At 70.9% G+C, this 19,391-nt stretch carries 15 protein-coding genes and 3 tRNA genes; 8 read left to right on the forward strand and 10 right to left on the reverse strand.

Annotated features, from left to right (window positions below; translation table 11 throughout):
• Positions 1 to 48: 48 nt before the first annotated feature.
• The 6 genes from purF to purS all read right to left on the reverse strand — a co-directional run bounded on the left by purF (position 49) and on the right by purS (position 7,171).
• Entirely contained in the window at positions 49 to 1,572 is a 1,524-nt protein-coding gene (gene purF, locus ACZ60E_RS11560) for an amidophosphoribosyltransferase (protein ID WP_384806540.1), read from the reverse strand.
• Positions 1,573 to 1,655: 83 nt separating this feature from the next.
• On the reverse strand, positions 1,656 to 2,543 hold the full coding sequence (locus tag ACZ60E_RS11565; protein ID WP_453791221.1) for an META domain-containing protein: 888 nt from the start codon (positions 2,541 to 2,543) through the stop codon (positions 1,656 to 1,658).
• An 85-nt stretch (positions 2,544 to 2,628) separates the two neighbouring features.
• Positions 2,629 to 3,426, reverse strand: a complete 798-nt coding sequence (locus tag ACZ60E_RS11570; protein WP_469439708.1) for a maleylpyruvate isomerase family mycothiol-dependent enzyme — start codon at positions 3,424 to 3,426, stop codon at positions 2,629 to 2,631.
• 525 nt (positions 3,427 to 3,951) lie between these two features.
• The gene (purL, locus tag ACZ60E_RS11575; protein ID WP_469439710.1) at positions 3,952 to 6,210 is read right to left on the reverse strand and encodes a phosphoribosylformylglycinamidine synthase subunit PurL; all 2,259 of its coding nucleotides are present in this window, start codon (positions 6,208 to 6,210) and stop codon (positions 3,952 to 3,954) included.
• The gene (purQ, locus tag ACZ60E_RS11580) at positions 6,207 to 6,911 is read right to left on the reverse strand and encodes a phosphoribosylformylglycinamidine synthase subunit PurQ (protein ID WP_469439711.1); all 705 of its coding nucleotides are present in this window, start codon (positions 6,909 to 6,911) and stop codon (positions 6,207 to 6,209) included. Before purQ ends, purL begins: the two co-directional genes overlap by 4 nt.
• Entirely contained in the window at positions 6,908 to 7,171 is a 264-nt protein-coding gene (gene purS / locus ACZ60E_RS11585; RefSeq protein WP_055518089.1) for a phosphoribosylformylglycinamidine synthase subunit PurS, read from the reverse strand. The genes purQ and purS overlap by 4 nt, the downstream gene beginning before the upstream one ends.
• Before the next feature lie 359 nt (positions 7,172 to 7,530).
• On the opposite strand from purS, the gene ACZ60E_RS11590 reads away from it, so the two are divergent.
• The 8 genes from ACZ60E_RS11590 (at position 7,531) to ACZ60E_RS11625 (ending at position 12,753) form a co-directional block, all read left to right on the forward strand.
• Positions 7,531 to 7,848: a histone-like nucleoid-structuring protein Lsr2 gene (locus ACZ60E_RS11590; RefSeq protein ID WP_107020558.1), complete on the forward strand. Its 318-nt coding sequence runs from the start codon at positions 7,531 to 7,533 to the stop codon at positions 7,846 to 7,848.
• A gap of 587 nt (positions 7,849 to 8,435) precedes the next feature.
• A tRNA-Gly gene (locus ACZ60E_RS11595) sits at positions 8,436 to 8,507 on the forward strand.
• A 79-nt stretch (positions 8,508 to 8,586) separates the two neighbouring features.
• Positions 8,587 to 8,659: transfer RNA gene (locus ACZ60E_RS11600), tRNA-Gly, on the forward strand.
• A 147-nt stretch (positions 8,660 to 8,806) separates the two neighbouring features.
• Positions 8,807 to 9,811, forward strand: coding sequence for an ABC transporter ATP-binding protein (locus tag ACZ60E_RS11605; RefSeq protein ID WP_453791223.1), 1,005 nt, complete (start codon positions 8,807 to 8,809; stop codon positions 9,809 to 9,811).
• The gene (locus ACZ60E_RS11610; protein WP_384806551.1) at positions 9,808 to 10,614 is read left to right on the forward strand and encodes an ABC transporter permease; all 807 of its coding nucleotides are present in this window, start codon (positions 9,808 to 9,810) and stop codon (positions 10,612 to 10,614) included. Before ACZ60E_RS11605 ends, ACZ60E_RS11610 begins: the two co-directional genes overlap by 4 nt.
• A 79-nt stretch (positions 10,615 to 10,693) precedes the next feature.
• Positions 10,694 to 12,028: a sensor histidine kinase gene (locus ACZ60E_RS11615; protein ID WP_469439716.1), complete on the forward strand. Its 1,335-nt coding sequence runs from the start codon at positions 10,694 to 10,696 to the stop codon at positions 12,026 to 12,028.
• Positions 12,025 to 12,645 (forward strand): response regulator, encoded by a 621-nt coding sequence (locus tag ACZ60E_RS11620; RefSeq protein WP_384806555.1) that lies wholly within the window; start codon positions 12,025 to 12,027, stop codon positions 12,643 to 12,645. The genes ACZ60E_RS11615 and ACZ60E_RS11620 overlap by 4 nt, the downstream gene beginning before the upstream one ends.
• Before the next feature lie 35 nt (positions 12,646 to 12,680).
• Positions 12,681 to 12,753: transfer RNA gene (locus ACZ60E_RS11625), tRNA-Gly, on the forward strand.
• Between the two features lie 85 nt (positions 12,754 to 12,838).
• On the opposite strand, the gene ACZ60E_RS11630 is transcribed toward ACZ60E_RS11625, so the two are convergent.
• The 4 genes from ACZ60E_RS11630 to purD all read right to left on the reverse strand — a co-directional run bounded on the left by ACZ60E_RS11630 (position 12,839) and on the right by purD (position 19,155).
• The gene (locus ACZ60E_RS11630; protein ID WP_384806557.1) at positions 12,839 to 13,738 is read right to left on the reverse strand and encodes a phosphoribosylaminoimidazolesuccinocarboxamide synthase; all 900 of its coding nucleotides are present in this window, start codon (positions 13,736 to 13,738) and stop codon (positions 12,839 to 12,841) included.
• Between the two features lie 95 nt (positions 13,739 to 13,833).
• Positions 13,834 to 15,354 carry a N,N-dimethylformamidase beta subunit family domain-containing protein gene (locus tag ACZ60E_RS11635; protein ID WP_469439719.1) on the reverse strand — a complete coding sequence of 507 codons (1,521 nt, stop codon included), beginning with the start codon at positions 15,352 to 15,354 and terminating at the stop codon, positions 13,834 to 13,836.
• Positions 15,355 to 15,700: 346 nt separating this feature from the next.
• Positions 15,701 to 17,515, reverse strand: coding sequence for a M48 family metalloprotease (locus ACZ60E_RS11640; protein ID WP_469440440.1), 1,815 nt, complete (start codon positions 17,513 to 17,515; stop codon positions 15,701 to 15,703).
• Between the two features lie 380 nt (positions 17,516 to 17,895).
• Positions 17,896 to 19,155: a phosphoribosylamine--glycine ligase gene (gene purD / locus ACZ60E_RS11645; protein WP_469439720.1), complete on the reverse strand. Its 1,260-nt coding sequence runs from the start codon at positions 19,153 to 19,155 to the stop codon at positions 17,896 to 17,898.
• Between the last annotated feature and the right edge of the window lie 236 nt (positions 19,156 to 19,391).

Below are 19,391 nucleotides of genomic sequence, written 5' to 3' on the forward strand. Positions count from 1 at the left end.
TGTCGTACAGCGGTGTTGCTGCGAGGTCTGACGGGGCTTGGCGAGGCTCTACGGGCGACGGATCGCGTCGGCCGCGGCGGACGCGGGACCTGCGGCCAGCTCGGTCTCCAGGAGCTGCTTGCCGAGCAGCTCGGGGTCCGGGAGGTCCATCGGGTACTCGCCGTCGAAGCAGGCACGGCAGAGGTTCGGCTTGTCGATGGTGGTGGCCTCGATCATGCCGTCGATGGAGATGTACGAGAGGGAGTCGGCGCCCAGGGACGTACCGATCTCCTCGATCGACATGCCGTTGGCGATCAGCTCCGCACGGGTCGCGAAGTCGATGCCGAAGAAGCAGGGCCACTTCACGGGCGGCGAGGAGATCCGGATGTGGATCTCGGCCGCGCCCGCCTCGCGGAGCATCCGGACCAGGGCGCGCTGGGTGTTGCCGCGCACGATCGAGTCGTCGACGACGACCAATCGCTTGCCCTTGATGACTTCCTTGAGGGGATTCAGCTTCAGCCTGATGCCCAGCTGGCGGATGGTCTGTGAAGGCTGGATGAAGGTCCGGCCGACGTACGCGTTCTTCACGAGACCGGCACCGAACGGGATGCCGGAGGCCTCCGCGTAACCGATCGCGGCGGGCGTGCCCGATTCCGGAGTCGCTATGACCAGATCGGCCTCGACCGGAGCTTCCTTGGCGAGACGGCGGCCCATCTCGACGCGGGAGAGGTAGACGTTGCGGCCGGCGATGTCGGTGTCCGGGCGGGCCAGGTACACGTACTCGAAGACACAGCCCTTGGGCTTCGCTTCCGCGAATCGGGAGGTTCGCAGTCCGTTCTCGTCGATGGCGACGAACTCGCCCGGCTCGATCTCGCGGACGTAGGCCGCACCGCAGATGTCGAGGGCGGCCGACTCGGAGGCGACGACCCAGCCGCGCTCCAGGCGCCCGAGGACCAGCGGGCGGATGCCCTGCGGGTCACGGGCCGCGTAAAGGGTGTGCTCGTCCATGAAAACCAGCGAGAAGGCGCCCTTGACCTGCGGGAGGACCTTCGCGGAGGCCTCCTCGATGGTCAGCGGCTTGCCGTCGTCGTCGACCTGGGCGGCCAGCAGGGCCGTCAGCAGGTCGGTGTCGTTGGTCGCCGCCACACGCGGGGTGCGGCCCTCCTGCTTGGGGAGGTCGGCGACCATCTCGGCGAGCTCCGCCGTGTTGACGAGGTTGCCGTTGTGGCCGAGCGCGATCGAGCCGTGCCCGGTGGCACGGAACGTCGGCTGGGCGTTCTCCCAGGTGGAGGCCCCGGTGGTCGAGTAGCGGGCGTGACCGACCGCGATATGACCGAGCAGGGAACCGAGGGAGGCCTCGTCGAAGACCTGGGAAACGAGCCCCATGTCCTTGAAGACGAGGATCTGAGAGCCATTGCTCACCGCGATTCCCGCGGATTCCTGGCCTCGATGCTGGAGGGCGTAGAGCCCGAAGTAAGTGAGCTTGGCGACCTCTTCACCGGGAGCCCAGACTCCGAAGACGCCGCAAGCGTCCTGGGGTCCTTTCTCGCCGGGGAGCAGATCATGACTGAGTCGACCGTCACCACGTGGCACGCCACCGAGTGTAGGCGAGATCGACCACTGGTCCGAATTGGGGAAGTGCCCGGGCGGCGCGGTGAGACGCCGCCCGTCCGGGGTCACTTCGCGGCGACGGCTTCCAGGCCCGCGCCGTTTTCGCTGGTCAGGGTGAGGTTGCTGCCCTTCAGCGTGTACTTCACGGTGCCGCCGAAAAGCTTCAGGAGGGAGCGTTCGGTGTCCATGAGTGAGTCGGAGCACATCTTCCGGGTGGTGCCCGGCGTGCCCAGAGTGATAGTGCCGTCGCCGACCGTGGCCTTCGCCGTCACCTTGTTGCAGCCGAGCTGGCCGGCGACCGTGCCCTTCTCGTCGAAGGTGAGATGGACCTTGCCCTCGGCCTCGGAGGCCAGGGCGACGGCGGAGCCGCCCTTGGTGTCGCCCTTCGCGTCGGCCTTCACCGTGCCGGTGACGTTCCACTTGGTGCCGTAGAGGTCGGCCTGCTTCTCTGCGGTGAGCTTCACGGTGTAGCCGTCCTCGGTGGTGAGCGTCAGCTTGTCGCCGTTGACCTCGGCCTTGATCGTGCTGTCGGACATGACCTCGCCGAGTTTCGACTCGAAGCCCATCGTGCCGTCGGCCGTGCAGGCCATCTCGGTCTTGAACGTGTCGTCGCCGATCGTGATCGTGTCGCCCTCGATCTCGGCGGTGGCGCCGAAGTGGTTGCAGCCGTAGTTGCCGCCCACCTTGCCGTCCTTGCCGAACTCGACGTGCGCGCCGGCCGGGGCGTCCTGCGTCTTCCCCTTGGCCGTCACGCTGTCGACGTTCCACTGCGTGCCGGTGAGCCCGGTGTCCTGCCGGGTCCCGACGGAACTGGCACCGGGATCCTTGCCGCCGCTGTCGCCGCTGCCGCTCTCCGTGCCGCAGGCGGCCGTGGCGAGGAGTCCGGTGACCGCCAGGGCGCTGAGGCCGACCCGCGGGCTGAGTGCGCTGAGGTTGCGTCGCTGCGTGTGCATGCCGCTTTGACGGGGCGGGTGGGGTGCTTGGTTCCCTCACGGGGTAACGGGCCCGCAACGGGTACGTCCGGTTCGGCCGTCCGGCTCAGCTCATCAGGGGGAGCAGTGCGCCCAGGTCGGCGCGTTCTCCGCTCGCGCTGACCTTCGCGTCGTCGAGAGCGGTCTGCCAGCCCGTACGGCCGGTCGCGAGGCGGATCCAGGTCAGCGGGTCCGTCTCCACGACGTTGGGCGGGGTGCCGCGGGTGTGGCGCGGGCCCTCCACGCACTGCACGACGGCGTACGGCGGAACGCGCACCTCCGTGGAGGCGCCGGGCGCCTTCGCGGCGAGCGCGTCGGCGAGCAAGCGGGTGCAGGTCGCGAGGGCGTGGCGGTCGTACGGGATGTCGAGGCCCGGGACCGCCGTGTTGAGGTCGTCGGTGTGGACGACCAGTTCCACGACGCGGGTGACGAGGTGGTCGGCCAGGGTCATCGCTCCCACGCGGGTGGCCAGCAGGCGGCCGTCCCCGGCCTCCGGGAGGCGCTCGGTGAAGCGGGATTCCGTGCGCTCGTAGAGCGCGTCCAGGTCCGGGTTCGCGAGGGCGAGCGCGTGTACGCCCTCGTCGATCTCGCCCGCGTGGGGGGCCGTGGCGGACGGCCAGTCGAGCAGGGTGAGGGCGGGGGTGGCGGGCTCCGGCCCGTCCAGGCCCCGGCTCACGGCCTCCAGGGCCATGGTCAGGTGCGCGGCCAGCTCCCGAACGGTCCAGTCACCCAGCCCGGCGGGTGCGGCGAGCTGACCGGAGGTGAGGGTCGGTACGGCCACGCGCACGTTCCCGAACTGCGCGAGCACCGCGGCGCGGGTCTTCGCGGGGTCGTAGGCGCGCTGGCGTTTTCTGGCCGGGGGCATGGGGGGAGTTTATGGGGGCGGCGTCCTACGTCCGGGCCGGGGGATTTCGTCTGCGGCCCGGTAGGGGCTGGGCGCGCAGTTCCCCGCGCCCCTGGGGGGGGCGGGGGGGTGTGTTTCGTCCGCGACGCCGCGGGGGCGCCCCTAAAGCGGGGAGGTGTTTCGTCTGCGGCGTCGTGGGGGTCGGGCGCGCAGTTCCTCGCGCCCCTAAAAGCGATGGGGCTCGCATGGTTGAGCCGCGTCCACCGCCGCCCCTCAGGGGCGCGAGGAACTGCGCGGCCAACCCCCACCGGCCCGCAGACACAACACTCCGCCGAACCGAGCGGTTTTTTAGGGGCGCGGGGAACTGCGCGGCCAACCCCCACCGGCCCGCAGACACAACACTCCGCCGAACCGTTCGGCTTTAGGGGCGCGGGGAACTGCGCGATCAGCCCCCGCCGGGCCGCAGGCGAAACACCTCCCCCTTCGCCCCCAGGGGTGCGGGCGAAGCCCGGTCCTGCCAAGGTTCTGGCAGGACCGGGCTTCGGGCTACGCGAACAGCGCCGGGATCGTTTCCGTGTGCGCCTTGCGCAGGTCGGACAGCGGCAGGGTGAACTCGCCCTGAACCTCCACCGCGTCACCGTCGACCACACCGATACGCGCGGCCGGCAGGCCCCGCGCACCGCACATGTCGGTGAACCGCAGTTCCTCGGACCGCGGGATCGCGACGACGGCGCGCCCCGCGGACTCGGAGAACAGGAACGTGAACGCGTCGAGCCCGTCCGGCACGACGAGCCGCGCGCCCTTGTCACCGAGCAGCGCCGACTCGACCACGGCCTGGATCAGACCGCCGTCGGACAGGTCGTGCGCGGAGTCGATCATGCCGTCGCGGGACGCGGAGATCAGGATCTCGCCGAGCAGGCGTTCCCGCTCCAGGTCGACGGCCGGAGGCAGCCCGCCGAGGTGGTCGTGGACGACCTGCGACCAGGCCGACCCGCCGAACTCCTCACGGGTGTCACCGAGGAGGTAGAGGAGCTGGCCCTCTTCCCGGTAGGCGACCGGCGTGCGGCGGGCGACGTCGTCGATGACGCCCAGGACCGCGACCACCGGAGTCGGGTGGATCGCCGCCTCGCCCGTCTGGTTGTAGAGCGAGACGTTGCCCCCGGTCACCGGCGTGCCCAACTGCAGGCACCCGTCGGCCAGTCCGCGGATGGCCTCCGCGAACTGCCACATGACGGCCGGGTCCTCGGGCGAACCGAAGTTCAGGCAGTCGGAGACGGCGAGCGGCTTGGCGCCGGTCGTCGCCACGTTCCGGTACGCCTCGGCGAGGGCGAGCTGCGCACCCGCGTACGGGTCCAGCTTCGCGAACCGGCCGTTGCCGTCCGTGGCGATGGCCACCCCGAGCCCGGACTCCTCGTCGATGCGGATCATGCCCGAGTCCTCGGGCTGCGCCAGCACCGTGTTGCCCTGCACGAAGTGGTCGTACTGGGAGGTGATCCAGGACTTGGAGGCCTGGTTCGGCGAGGAGACCAGCTGGAGGACCTGCTTCTTCAGCTCCTCCGAAGTGGCGGGCCGCGGAAGCTTGTTGGCGTCGTCCGCCTGCAGCGCGTCCTGCCAGTGCGGGCGGGCGTACGGACGCTCGTAGACCGGGCCGTCGTGGGCGACGGTGCGCGGGTCGACGTCGACGATCTTGCCGCCGTGCCAGAAGATCTCCAGGCGGTCGCCGTCGGTGACCTCACCGATCACCGTGGCGATGACGTCCCACTTTTCGCAGATCTCCAGGAAGCGGTCGACCTTCGACGGCTCGACGACCGCGCACATGCGTTCCTGCGACTCGCTCATGAGGATTTCCTCGGGAGAGAGCGTGGAGTCGCGCAGGGGTACGTCGTCCAGCGTCACACGCATGCCGCCGGAGCCGTTGGACGCCAACTCGCTGGTGGCGCAGGACAGTCCGGCCGCCCCCAGGTCCTGGATGCCGACGACCAGCTTCTCGGCGAAGGCCTCCAGGGTGCACTCGATGAGGAGCTTCTCCTGGAAGGGGTCGCCGACCTGGACCGCGGGACGCTTGGACGGCTTGGCGTCGTCGAAGGTCTCGGAGGCCAGGATGGAGGCGCCGCCGATGCCGTCGCCGCCCGTGCGGGCCCCGTACAGGATGACCTTGTTGCCGGAGCCCGACGCCTTCGCGAGGTGGATGTCCTCGTGCCGCATGACGCCGATGGCACCGGCGTTGACCAGCGGGTTGCCCTGGTAGCAGGCGTCGAAGACGACCTCGCCGCCGATGTTGGGCAGGCCCAGGCAGTTGCCGTAGCCGCCGATGCCCGCGACGACGCCGGGCAGTACGCGCTTGGTGTCGGGGTGGTCCGCGGCGCCGAAGCGGAGGGGGTCGACGACCGCCACCGGGCGCGCGCCCATCGCGATGATGTCGCGCACGATGCCGCCGACGCCGGTGGCCGCGCCCTGGTAGGGCTCGACGTACGACGGGTGGTTGTGCGACTCGACCTTGAAGGTGACCGCGTAGCCCTGGCCGACGTCGACGACGCCGGCGTTCTCGCCGATGCCGACGAGGAGGGCGTCCGACTGGGGGGCCTTCTCGCCGAACTGGCGGAGGTGCACCTTCGAGGACTTGTAGCTGCAGTGCTCGGACCACATGACCGAGTACATGGCGAGCTCGGCACCGGTCGGGCGGCGGCCGAGGATCTCCACGACCCGCTCGTACTCGTCCTTCTTCAGGCCGAGTTCGGCCCAGGGCAGCTCGACGTCGGGGGTCCCTGCCGCGTGCTCGACCGTGTCCAGAGGCGTCCGGCTCATGCGTTGACCAGCTTCTTGAGGATCGAGGTGAAGAAGGGGAGGCCGTCGGTGCGGCCGGACCCGACGAGGGGTTCGACAGCGTGCTCCGGGTGCGGCATCAGACCGACGACGTTGCCCGCCTCGTTCGAGATGCCGGCGATGTCCCGCAGCGAACCGTTGGGATTGCCGAAACCGTCGGTGAACGCGCCGCCGACCACGTAACGGAAGACGACGCGGCCCTCCGCCTCCAGCATGTCGAGGGTGCGCTCGTCCGCGACGTACCGCCCGTCCATGTTCTTCAGCGGGATGTGGATCTCCTGGCCGGACTCGTAGTCCGCGGTCCAGGCGGTATCCGCGTTCTCCACCTTCAACTTCTGGTCGCGGCAGATGAAGTGAAGGTGGTCGTTGCCGAGCATCCCGCCGGGAAGGAGATGGGCCTCGGTGAGGATCTGGAAGCCGTTGCAGATGCCGAGCACCGGCATTCCCGACTTCGCCTGCTCAATCACCGTCGCCATGACCGGCGAGAAGCGCGAGATCGCACCGGCGCGCAGATAGTCGCCGTACGAGAAACCACCCGGCAGGACAACGGCGTCGACCTGCTTGAGGTCCTTGTCCTTGTGCCAGAGAGCGACGGGTTCGGCGCCGGCGAGCTTGATCGCCCGCTGGGTGTCCCGGTCGTCGAGGCTTCCCGGGAAAGTGACGACGCCAATACGAGCGGTCACTTTCCGGCCTCCGCGACTTCCTCGACCTTGACGGTGAAGTCCTCGATCACGGTGTTGGCGAGGAAGGATTCGGCGAGTTCGTGGATGCGGGCGAGGGCGGTGTCGTCCACCGGTCCGTCCACTTCCAGTTCGAATCGCTTTCCCTGACGGACATCGGAGATGCCTTCGAAACCGAGGCGCGGCAGTGCACGCTGCACCGCCTGGCCCTGGGGGTCGAGGATCTCCGGCTTGAGCATGACGTCGACTACGACGCGTGCCACTGGCACTCCCGGTGTGTGGTGCTGAGCAGGTTCCTTCAGACTACCCGTACAAAATTTCTACGCGGGTAGATTCGTAGGAATCTACGTGACCGTCATCACGATTGCGCATCGAGAACCTATCGCCGGGCTGCCTTCACGAAAAATCCTGGGAAAGATCCAGATCGAGACCGGGTCCCCTATTGCCTGGGGACACGCCAAGAGATTTAGTCGAGCTTCACATTGGATTGCCGGGCACTGTACAAATGAATTGGCAATAGCCGATACTTTGCCCAATCACCCATAAAAGCAGTCGGACAGTCGGCATCTCGACACGTCGTCGCACGTCGTCGGACACATGCCGCACGAAGGGACCGATATTCGTGGCGCAGCGTGTCGTAGTCACTCTCTCCGACGACATCGACGGCTCGGAAGCGGCGGAAACGATCGCCTTCGGTCTGGACGGCAAGTCGTACGAGATCGACCTGAATCCGGCCAATGCCGAGCAGTTGCGTGCGGCGCTGGAGCCGTATGTGGAGGCCGGGCGCAAGCGGTCGCGGTCCGGGAAGGCGTACCGGCAGACCGCCGTGGCGCCCGATCCGGCGGCTGTTCGGGCGTGGGCGCAGTCCAACAAGCTGGAGGTGCCTGCGCGGGGGCGGATTCCCAAGCGGGTGTATGAGGCTTTTACCGCTGCGCAGTAGGGCTTGCGGGGCTTGTGGTGTTCTGCGGGGAGTTCGGCCGCTCGGGGGTCGGACTCCTTTGCGGTCCCCTGCCGGCTTTGTGCGCTGTGTGTACGGGTGCGGGTCCGTGTGTGTACGGGTGCGGGTCCGTGGGGGCTGGTCGCGCCGTTCCTCGCGCCCCTTGGGTACGTGGGGGTCGGCGTGGAGCGTCGGTGCGGCTGCGTCGGGGCTGGTGTTGCGCAGTTCCCCGCGCCCCTTGGGTGAGCGGGAGCTGGCGTGGAGCGTCGGTGCGGCTGCGTCGGGGCTGGTGTTGCGCAGTTCCCCGCGCCCCTTGGGTGAGCGGGAGCTGGCGTGGAGCGTCGGGTGCGGCAGCGTCGGGGCTGAGCGCGCCGTTCCTCGCGCCCCTTGGGTGGGTGGGGGGCGGCGCAGTGTGTCGGGTGTGGGTCCCTGGGGGTGTGGGCGTGCCGTTTCTCGCGCGCCCTGAGCGGGTGGGGGTCGGGGTTCATTCGGGCCTGGGGGTAGTCGACTTGCGTTGTACCCCGGGCGATCGGCTAGAGTTCGGAGCACGCCGAGGGGCAAGGCCGAAAGGCCCGGCTCACCGGAGTCACGCGGGTGTAGTTCAGTAGCAGAACATCCCCCTTCCAGGGGGAAGGCGCAGTGTGCAATTCCTGTCACCCGCTCTGCATCGCCGGTCTGGTCGTTCGTTCGATCAGGTAGGCTGGTGCTCGCGCCGATCGGTGAAAGCCGGTCGGAGGCAATGCGGACGTAGCTCAGTTGGTAGAGCGCAACCTTGCCAAGGTTGAGGTCGCCAGTTCGAACCTGGTCGTCCGCTCAGCACAGAAAGACCCCGGTCATATGACCGGGGTCTTTCTCGTATGTGCCCGACCCGCCGTCCGGTTCACGGCCGTCTGACATTTGTCATGTACGGCGGTGACAGCGTGCACTGCCGAACCCCGTCGTCGGCCGAGACGCTTGAGTCATGAATACGAATGAGCCCGTGATCGAGGTCACTGATCTCCGACGCGTCTACGGGGGAGGGTTCGAGGCGGTCCGAGGGGTCTCCTTCGAAGTCGCCCGGGGCGAACTCTTCGCACTGCTCGGCACCAATGGCGCGGGCAAGACCTCCACCGTCGAACTCATCGAGGGCCTCGCCCGGCCGTCCGGCGGCCAGGTGCGCGTTCTCGGCCACGACCCGTACTCCGAACGTTCCGCCGTCCGCCCGCGCATCGGCCTGATGCTTCAGGAGGGCGGCTTCCCCTCCGAACTGACCGTCTCCGAGACCGTACGGATGTGGGCCGGCTGCACGAGCGGGGCCCGCCCCGAGAGCGAGGCGCTGTCCCTGGTCGGCCTCACCCGCCGGGCCGGCGTACGCGTGAAGCAGCTGTCCGGCGGCGAGAAGCGGCGCCTGGACCTGGCACTCGCGCTCCTCGGACGGCCCGAGGTGCTCTTCCTGGACGAGCCGACGACCGGCCTCGACGCCGAAGGACGCCAGGAGACCTGGGAGTTGGTGCGCGAACTGCGCGCACAGGGCACGACCGTGCTGCTCACCACGCACTACCTGGAGGAGGCGGAAGGGCTCGCGGACCGGCTCGCGATCCTGCACGCAGGACGGATCGCGGTCTCCGGCACCCCGGCCGAGGTGACCGCCTCCCAGCCGTCGCGGATCTCCTTCGAACTGCCCGACGGCTACTTCCCCGGCGATCTGCCGCCGCTCGACTCCCTCGGCGTCACCGGGCACGAGGTCGCCGGACGCGTACTGCGGCTGCGTACGAACGAGTTGCAGCGGGCCGCCACCGGGCTGCTCATGTGGGCCGAGCGGGCCGGTGTCGAGCTGCGGGGGCTCGATATCCGGTCGGGGTCGCTGGAGGAGGCGTTCCTGCGCATCGCGCGGCACGTCTCCGAGCAGGACGCCCAGGCGGAACAGGCAGGGCAGGCAGGACAGGTGGAACCGTCCCAGTTTTCCGAGAAGGAGCACGTGGCATGAGCGCGGACACCGTGACCAGGACCGCACCCCCGGCGCCGACCGTGACCGCGGTCGGACGCATGACCTCGCTCGCCCGGGCCGAACTCACCCTCCTCTCACGCAGCAGGGCCACCTTCTTCGCGGCCGTCTTCGTGCCGCTGATCCTGCCGCTCAGCCTCCGCTCGACGGTCGAGGACATGGACCTGAAGGCGTCCGGTCTCTCGGTCGGCTCGGTCATCCTGCCCTCCGCCGTCGGGTTCTCCCTGCTCTTCGCCGTCTACAGCTCGCTGGTCAGCGTCTACGCGGCCCGTCGCGAGGAGCTCGTGCTCAAGCGGCTGCGCACCGGGGAGCTGCGGGACGCCGAGATCCTCATGGGCGCCGCGGTCCCGTCGGTCCTCATCGGTCTGGTGCAGAGCGTGGTGCTGACGGTCGCCTGTGCGGCCCTCCTGGACGTGGGAGCGCCCGAGGCGCCTCTCCTGGCCGTTCTCGGGCTGCTGCTGGGGCTCATGATGTGGCCGGCGCTCGCGGCGGTGACCGCGAGTTTCAGCAGGAGCGTCGAGGGTGCCCAGGTCGCGGCGATGCCCTTGCTGCTCATATCCATGATGGGCTCCGGCACCGTCGTGCCCTTCGAGGTCATGCCCGACCGGCTCGCCGCCGTCTGCGAACTGCTGCCGCTGTCCCCGGTGATCACCCTCATCCGCGGTGGCTGGGCCGGGAACCTGTCCGCGTACGAGGCCCTGGGCGCGCTCGCGACGGCGCTGGCCTGGACCGTGCTCGCGGTGTTTGCTGTACACAAGTGGTTCCGCTGGGAACCGAGGCGCTGACCCCGGCCCGCGCAGCGCACGAAGGCGGGAACGGCAACGAAAACGGGGACGGTCGGTCATGGGAGTCGGGAGTTCGGGAATGCGCAGGCCGGGTCGCTGGTGGCGCGGGAAGAGCACGCTGGCGAAGGTCGAGACGTACACCCGCTGGTCCTTCCACTTCTTTCCGCTCGTGGAGGTCACCGCGATCGGGCTGCCGGTCTTCGGGCAGGTGGGGGCCGGGCTCGCCGTCCTGCTCGTGCTGCCCCTGTGCGCCCACGCCGCGCTGTGCGGGGTGACCGCGTCCCAGTCGCTCGACTGGACGCGCGGCACCCGTGAACAGCCCGTACGCCTGCTGATCGCGCTCGGCGTGCTCTCCGCGCTGCTGGGGACCGCCGCGCTCGGCCTCGTGGAGCACGGGCCGGGCGGCGAGGACACGGCGGCAACGGCGGTCCCGTTCTGCGTGGGTGTGCTGGTCTTCGGGACCGGCACCATCGCGCTCGGGGTACGCGGCCGGCTGCGCGTCCTCGGGATCGTGGCCGGCTTCGCCGCGTACACCGGGGTCGCGGCGTTCGCGCTGGGCCTCGACGGGCGCGGCTCGCTGGCGACGGCGTTCGGGGTGCTGCTCGGCGGCGGTGGCCTCTCCTTCACCTCCGTCTTCTCCGTCTGGCTGCTCGACGCCGTGTACGAGCTGGACGCGGCCCGCGAGACCCGTACCCGCCTCGCCGTCGCCGAGGAGCGGCTGCGCTTCGGACGCGATCTGCACGACGTGATGGGCCGCAACCTCGCGGTGATCGCCCTGAAGAGCGAGCTCGCCGTCCAGCTCTCCCGCCGCGAACGCCCCGAGGCCGTGGACCAGATGATCGAGGTGCAGCGGATCGCCCGCGAATCGCAGCGCGAGGTCCGCGAGGTCGTACGGGGCTACCGCGAGGCCGACCTCGGCGCCGAACTCTCCGGCGCGCAGGGCGTGTTGACCGCGGCCGGGGTCGACTGCTCGGTGACCGGTTCCGCGACCGGGCTGCCCCCGGCCGTCCAGTCGGCGCTCGGCTGGGTCGTCCGGGAGGCCACCACGAACGTACTGCGGCACGGCGACGCCCGGCGGTGCCGTGTGTCGCTGGAACGGGCGGGGAACCGTGTCGTCCTCACGGTGGAGAACGACGGGGCGGAACGCGCCGCCGCACAGGGGGCGACCGGCCGGGGGACCGGTGGCGGGTCCGGTCTCGCCGGGCTGCGGGAGCGGCTGGCCGCGGTGTCCGGGACGCTGGAGGCGGGGCCCGTCGACGGCGGCCTCTTCCGGGTCGTGGCCGAGGTGCCCCTGCCTCCCGCCTCCTCGTCCCCCTCCTCGTCCGCTTTCTCGACGGACTCCTCGACGGACTCCTCGTCGGGCTCCTCGACGGACACCGTTTCGCGCTCAGTGAGTGAAGAGGTCACCCCATGACATCCGTACGACCCATCCGGCTGCTGCTCGCCGACGACGAGCACCTCATCCGGGGGGCGCTCGCCGCGCTGCTGGGTCTTGAGGACGATCTGCTGGTGGTGGCGGAGGCGGCCGGCGGGCCCGAGGCGCTGGCGATGGCGCGGGCGCACGAACCCGATGTGGCCGTACTGGATCTGCAGATGCCCGGCGCCGACGGTGTGAGGGTGGCCACATCGCTGCGGACCGAACTGCCCGCCTGCCGCGTGCTCATCGTGACGAGCCACGGGCGCCCCGGGCATCTCAAGCGGGCGCTGACGGCCGGTGTGCGCGGTTTCGTCCCGAAGACCGTGAGCGCGCAACGGCTCGCGGAGATCATCCGAACCGTCCATGCGGGAAACCGCTATGTCGACCCCGAGTTGGCCGCCGACGCGATCTCCGCCGGGGATTCGCCGCTCACCGCGCGCGAGGCCGAGGTGCTGGAGCTGGCCTCCGACGGGGCGCCCGTCGCGGAGATCGCGGAGCGGGCCGCGCTGTCGCAGGGGACCGTACGGAACTATCTGTCGTCGGCCGTGTCCAAACTCGGAGCCGAGAACCGGCACTCGGCGGTGCGTCTCGCACGTGAGCGAGGTTGGGTATAGTTGCTCACGCGCCACGGCGAAAGCCACCGCGCGGCGCGGACGTAGCTCAGTTGGTAGAGCGCAACCTTGCCAAGGTTGAGGTCGCCAGTTCGAACCTGGTCGTCCGCTCAGAGGAAGAAGAACGCGAAAACCCCCGGTCGATGACCGGGGGTTTCTGCGTTGACCGCGGCGCCCGTGGGGGCCGCGGTGTCGCTCAGGTCCAGGGCGTGCCCGTCAGACGCTCGTACGCCTCCACGTACTTGGCGCGGGTCGCGTCCACGACCTGCTGGGGCAGCGCCGGCGGCGGCTGCTCGCTCTTCCGGTCCCAGCCGGACTCCGCGGAGGTCAGCCAGTCGCGTACGTACTGCTTGTCGAACGAGGGCTGCGCGCGGCCCGGCTCCCACTGGTCGGCGGGCCAGAAGCGGGACGAGTCCGGGGTCAGCACCTCGTCGGCGACGACCAGCGTCTCGCCGTCGAAGCCGAACTCGAACTTCGTGTCCGCGAGGAGGATGCCGCGCTCGCGCGCGATGTCCCGGCCCCGGCCGTAGACGGCGAGCGTCGCCTGCCGCAGCTGGGCCGCGGTCTCCGCGCCGACCTGCCGGGCGACCTCCTCGTACGAGACGTTCTCGTCGTGCTCGCCGACGGCGGCCTTGGTGGCCGGGGTGAAGATCGGGGCGGGCAGCTCCGAGCCGTCACTGAGCCCGTGCGGGAGCGCGAGCCCGCAGACGGTACGGGTCTCGTTGTACTCGACGAGACCGGAACCGGTGAGATAGCCACGGGCGACGCACTCGACCGGAACCATCTCCAGGGACTTGCAGACCAGGGTGCGGCCCTGCCAGTCGGCGGGGGCGCCGGCCGGCGGTTCGGTGCCCAGGACATGGTTCGGCATCAGGTCGGCGAGCTGGTCGAACCACCAGAGCGAGAGCTGCGTCAGGACGCGGCCCTTGTCGGGGATCTCCGTGGGCAGCACCCAGTCGAACGCGGAGATGCGGTCGCTGGCGACCATCACGAGGTCGCCCGCCTCGTTCTGGTACAGGTCGCGCACCTTGCCGGTGTGCAGGTGCACCAGACCCGGAACCTCAAGAGGCTCGGGCTTTTCGACGAATCCGGACACGGTTCCTCCCCGTGGTTCTGACTGAATGCCTCGATTCTCCCGTACGGGAGGACCGGCCTCGGCCAGGGGGCCGTGCGGAACCAGGGGCGGCGGCCTCAGTCGCGTTTGCAGATGCGGTCCAGGAGGTTGGCCGTGGCCCGCTGGACACGGGCGTCGGTGTGCCCCGGCCGGTCCAGGGCCGGGGACCAGGCGAAAGTGCCCGCCGCGAAGACGAGCGCACCGGAGTGCGCCCGGTACAGAGACGTCTCCTGGTGGCGGATCGTCCCCTCCGTGTCCCGGTACGGGGAGTGCGAGAGGAGGATGCGGCCCTGGTGCTCGGGGAGCGCGATCCGGGGGAAGTAACGGTCGGCCTCGCCCGCGACCATGCCCTCCAGCTCGTCGCCCTCGTGGGCGCCGGTCGCCTCCCACAGCCAGTGGTCGGCGTTGCGGACGACCAGCGGGTGGGCCTCGGGGACCCGGCCCGCGTACTGGATTCCGAGGAGCTCCTGTTCCGGGCGGTCGATCTCCCGCCACAGCGCGGGTCTGCCGGGTCCACGGCGCTTCAGGCAGGTGAGCAGCCGGTCGGGGGTGCCGGACGCGGAAGGCGCCAGATCGACCTGCCAGTACATGGTGTTGGCGGAGAGGAAGACGAGCGAGGTGCCCTGCTCGCGGGCGACGTCCACGGTCCGGCGCATGGTCGTCGACCAGTACTCGTCGTGGCCCGGGAAGACCAGGCCGCGGTAGCGCGTGGGGTCGATACGGCCGGCGTGCAGATCGCAGGCGTCGGCGTACGCGAGGTCGTAGCCGTAGCGCTCGGCCCAGCGGATGAAGTCGTAGGCGTGGCCCACGTGCAGGGGCAGGCCCGCGCCCGCGTACGGACGGTCGAAGGAGACCGTCGTCGCGGCGTCGGCCTCGCCGAGCAGCCGGCCGTCCTCGTCCCACGCGTGGTACAGACTCGCGCCCGTGTGCCCGTCCTCCGGATAGAGGTTGTACGCCTGCCAGGTGATGTCCGGCAGGACGAGCAGCAGGTCGGCGGGATGGTTGTCGCGGACCGTGAACGGGATGTGGGAGCGGTGGCCGTCGTCGGTGGTGAGGACGGCGACGTACGCGCCGATGCTCCAGTACGACGGGATCTGCAGCCGCCAGGAGAGCCACCAGTGGTGGCAGGAGACCGTGCGGTCCGCGGTGAGCGGGGCGGGCTGGACGATCCCGGAGAGGCGCGGACTGGTGGTGATCTTGCTGGCGCCGTCGCCGCCGTAGTGGCCGATGCGGTAGATGTCCACGCCGAACTGCTGGGGCGGGTCCACCGTGATGTGGAAGTCGACGGCTTCGCCGGGGGCGACCGCGCCGGTGGAGGCGAACCCCTTGATCTGCCGGTGGACGTCGTCGGCCGAGCGGGGGTCACCGGCGGTCGCCCGCGGGGTGGGGACGCGTGGGCCGGAGCTCCGGTAGCGGTCGTGGGTGGTGGTCGCGCCGGGGGGTGGGGTGTGGTCCACGTACCAGGGGACGACGTGGCCGGTGTCGTCGAAGTAGTTCTCGCTGCCGCGCAGCCAGGGGACGGGGCCCTGCCCGAATGGGTCCGTGACGGCGTGCGCCAGCGCTCCCGACTCCCATCGGCGGATCTGCTCGGTCCCCATGTGACGTTCCCTCCCTCGTACGTCCTTGCCCATGTGTGCCCCCGCGCACGGGTGAGCACGGGTGGACCCAGCACATCACATTACGCATGCGCGCCGTCACCGTTCGTTGCTAATTGCCCGCGGCCGGTAGGGAGATGGCGGGCCGGGGGTGGTTCGTGACGTGCGGGTCCGCCGGGGCCGGGCGCGCAGTTCCCCGCGCCCCTGGGTGGGGTGGGGTGCGAGGAGCTGTGGCGGCGCGTGGGTCGGACGGGGGTGAGCGTGCGGGGGCTCGCGCCCCTGTGGGTGGGGGGTGGGGTGCGGGGGCCATTGCGGCGCGCGGGTTCGTCGGGGCCTCGCGGGCCCAGGGTCAGACCAGTCTCACTGGTTTTTCTGCTCGTACTCCCAGGTCCAGGAGCCAGGCTCGCAGGGGGGCGGGGTCGCCCTCCTCGATGAGGCTGAGGACTCGGGGGCCGAGGTCCGCGGAGCGCTCGCCGTTCACGAGGAGCGACGGGCCGTCCAGCCAGTCGAGCCCCGGCATCGCCCCGGCCGTGTCCATCGCCGCGCAGCAGACCATCGCCGTCACATGGTCGCCGAGCAACTCGCGTCCCGTCCGGGGCGGTTGCAGGGGGAAGAGCGGCAGCGCGCCGTCGTCCCAGAGCGCCAGGTCGGGGCCGCCCTGTCCCGCGGAGGCCGTCGAGGGCGCCGGGGACGCCGTCGGCCCGGCGGTCGTCGCGGCCTCCTCGCGCGCCAGCTCGGCGCTCAGCACCGCGGCGAGCGCCGCGCTCCGCTCGGTCGCCGGAACGCCGTCCTCGTCGCTCTCCGGGCCGCCGTCGGCCTCGTACACCGTCGCGCCGCCGTCCGTGCCCTGCGAAGGCGAAGGCGAAGACGGGGGCGGGGGTGCGGCGGACGTCAGGTGGTCCATCACGCGGTCCAGCGTCGGGCCCTCCGGCTCCGATGCGCCCGGCCCCGCCGTGCGGCTCACGCCCAGTCCGTCCAGTACGCGATGGAGCCGTGCCGCGTCCGTACGCCACTTGCGGTCGACGACCTCGTCCGGATACTCCGCCCAGTCGACCGGCGCCCAGTCGGGTCCGGTCTCGGCGGGGCCGCCGTGGAAGAGGCGCGCGGCCAGCAGGGACGTCGCCTCGTCGATCGCGCCCGGCTCCTCCAGGAGATCGCAGGCGGGCCGTTCGCCGAGGCGGGAGGTGAAGCCCTCGGCCAGCCGGTCACGCCGTGACAGCTCGGTGAGCGCCGCGACGACACCCGCGTCGAGCCGGGACGGCCACCGCCCCATGCGCCAGGCGGGCAGCGCGACCCTGGTCAGCAGCCGGTCCCAGCCCGCGTACGCCAGGCCCACCTGCTCCTGCGCGACGATCCGCAGCCCGTAGTCCACGGTCTGCGCACGCTCCGCCGCCGCGGTCGCCACGCCCCGCTCCATCTCCGCGGCGTGCACGCGGCAGGCGCGCAGCATGATCCTCGCCACCCAGCCGGCCACGCCGAGCACCAGGCGGGTCAGCGGTCCGCGGGTGGACGCCGACGCCACCGCCACGGCCGCGTCGAGACCTCGTACGAAACGCCGGGCCGCGGCTATGTCGGGGTGCGCCGACGGTCCCGTACCCGCGACGACCGGGGCGAGCACGGCCCGCAGCTCGCCGACCCGCATCCACCACAGGAAGGGGGAGCCGATGACGAGGACGGGCGCGGCTGGCGTACGCCGGTGTGCGGGGCCCAGGCCACGGCCGCCCTCCATCTCGTCCTCGGACTCCGGGCGGGGCGGGGCGTGGGCCGGGTGGGTCCGGTCCTCCAGCCAGCTGTCGCAGTCCGGGGTGAGCGCTATCGCGGAGGGCGCGGGCACTTCGAGGCGGTCGGCCAGATCCCGCACCATGCGGTACAGATCCGGCGCCGACTCCTCGGCGACCGGGACGGTCGGGCTCATGGCGGGCCGCGAACGGGCCACGAGCAGCGCGACCCCCACCGCGCACAGCAGTACGAACACGGCGAACCCCGTGACGACCGCGCGCACCACGCCCCAGCCGGGGCCGTCGATGTGCCCGGTCGACCCGCCGACGAGCAGGACGACGGCGACGGCCGCGGGCAGCAGGGCGACGGCCAGCGCCCTGCTGCGGATGCGCAGCACGGCGAGAGCCCGTGAGCGCGCGGTGTGCGCACCCAACTCCACTCCCATACCGGACACGACCGGTGTCACCCCCTACTGCCCACCCGGCGTGTGCATACCCAGCCACCGCCTGCGGACGTCCATTGCGTTGCTCACTCCCCCACTGTGGCACCCGCGACTGACATCGCAATGCCGGTGGGCCAAGTGCCGGAACGCTTTGCGCCGCACCCTAGTTGGGGCCCCGGCCGTCGTCAGCCGGATGGGGGATCGGTCACTCGATGGAATGGCTTTGGCTAGAGGTGGCTGACGAAAAGGCCCCGGATCCTGTGCCGGATCCGGGGCCCGAAGGGGTTGAGCACGTCATGAGCGCGTGCTGCGCAGGGTGTCGACGGGGTGTCGCGTTGTCGCGGACGGTGCAGGTGAAAGCCTGTAACCGAGGGTTACCGCGCTTACTCCGCGGCGGCTTCCGCGACCTTCGCCGCGATGTCCGTACGGTGCTGTGAACCGTCGAGGCGGATCCGGTCGACCGCCCTGTACGCGCGGGTGCGGGCCTGGGTGAGGTCCTTGCCGCTCGCCGTGACCGAGAGCACGCGGCCCCCGGCGCTGAGGACGGCGTCGCCGTTCCGCTTCGTACCGGCGTGCAGGACGTACGTGTGCGGGGCGTCCTCGGCGGCCACCTCGGCGAGGCCCTCGATGGGGTCGCCGGTGCGGGGGGTTCCGGGGTAGTTGTGCGAGGCGATGACCACGGTGACGGCCGCGTCGTCGCTCCAGCGCAGCGGTTCGAGGTCGGCGAGGGTGCCGTTCGCGGCCGCGAGGAGGATGCCGGAGAGCGGCGTCTTCAGACGGGCGAGGACGACCTGGGTCTCGGGGTCGCCGAAACGGGCGTTGAACTCGATGACCCGCACGCCGCGCGAGGTGATCGCGAGCCCGGCGTACAGCAGCCCGGAGAACGGGGTGCCGCGGCGCCGCAGCTCGTCGACGGTCGGCTGCAGAACGGTCTGCATGACCTCCTCGACCAGCTTCGGATCGGCCCACGGGAGGGGCGAGTACGCGCCCATGCCGCCGGTGTTGGGGCCTTCGTCGCCGTCGAGGGCGCGCTTGAAGTCCTGCGCCGGCTGCAGCGGGACGACCGTCACGCCGTCGGTGATCGCGAAGAGGGAGACCTCGGGCCCGTCGAGGAACTCCTCGATGACCACGCGGTCGCAGGCGTTGGCGTGGGCCGCGGCGGCTGCGAGGTCGTCGGTGACGACGACGCCCTTGCCTGCGGCGAGCCCGTCGTCCTTCACGACGTACGGGGCGCCGAACGCGTCCAGCGCCTCGTCCACCTCGGCGGGGGTCGTGCAGACGTACGAGCGGGCGGTGGGGACGCCCGCGCCCGCCATCACGTCCTTGGCGAAGGCCTTGGAGCCCTCCAGCTGGGCGGCCTCCTGCGAGGGGCCGAACACCGGGATGCCCGCCTCGCGCACGGCGTCGGCGACCCCGGCCACGAGGGGTGCCTCCGGGCCGATGATCACCAGCTCGGCGCCGAGGTCCGTGGCCAGCGTGGCCACGGCCTTGCCGTCGAGGGCGTCGACCTCGTGCAGCTCGGCCACGTCGGCGATACCGGCGTTGCCCGGGGCGCAGTGCAACGCGGTGACGTCGGGGTCGAGGGAGAGGGAACGGCACAGGGCGTGTTCGCGGGCACCGCCGCCGATTACTAGGACGTTCACGGGGGTCAGCGTAGCGGGCGCCTGGCCGGCGGGGGTTTGGTGACCCCGGGGGTGTGCCTGCCGCGGGATGCGGGGCGGGGAGGGGGAGGGTGCCTGGGGTGTGCGTGCCGGGTGCGTGGGGGCTTGTCGCGCAGTTCCTCGCGCCCCTTGGGTGGGTGGGGGCAGGGTTGTGCGTCGGGTGGCGCGGGGTGGGGGCTGGGTGCGCAGTTCCCCGCGCCCCTTGAGTGGCTGGGGCG

This window comes from Streptomyces sp. NPDC102514, assembly GCF_055584525.1.

Coding starts and splice junctions, on each gene's coding strand:
- ACZ60E_RS11570 (WP_469439708.1), bottom strand. CDS start 3,426: ATGCCCCCGGCCAGAAAACGCCAGCGCGCCTACGACCCCGCGAAGACC.
- ACZ60E_RS11615 (WP_469439716.1), top strand. CDS start 10,694: ATGCGCAGGCCGGGTCGCTGGTGGCGCGGGAAGAGCACGCTGGCGAAG.
- ACZ60E_RS11605 (WP_453791223.1), top strand. CDS start 8,807: ATGAATACGAATGAGCCCGTGATCGAGGTCACTGATCTCCGACGCGTC.
- ACZ60E_RS11610 (WP_384806551.1), top strand. CDS start 9,808: ATGAGCGCGGACACCGTGACCAGGACCGCACCCCCGGCGCCGACCGTG.
- ACZ60E_RS11635 (WP_469439719.1), bottom strand. CDS start 15,354: ATGGGGACCGAGCAGATCCGCCGATGGGAGTCGGGAGCGCTGGCGCAC.
- ACZ60E_RS11565 (WP_453791221.1), bottom strand. CDS start 2,543: ATGCACACGCAGCGACGCAACCTCAGCGCACTCAGCCCGCGGGTCGGC.
- ACZ60E_RS11620 (WP_384806555.1), top strand. CDS start 12,025: ATGACATCCGTACGACCCATCCGGCTGCTGCTCGCCGACGACGAGCAC.
- ACZ60E_RS11640 (WP_469440440.1), bottom strand. CDS start 17,515: ATGGGAGTGGAGTTGGGTGCGCACACCGCGCGCTCACGGGCTCTCGCC.
- purL (WP_469439710.1), bottom strand. CDS start 6,210: ATGAGCCGGACGCCTCTGGACACGGTCGAGCACGCGGCAGGGACCCCC.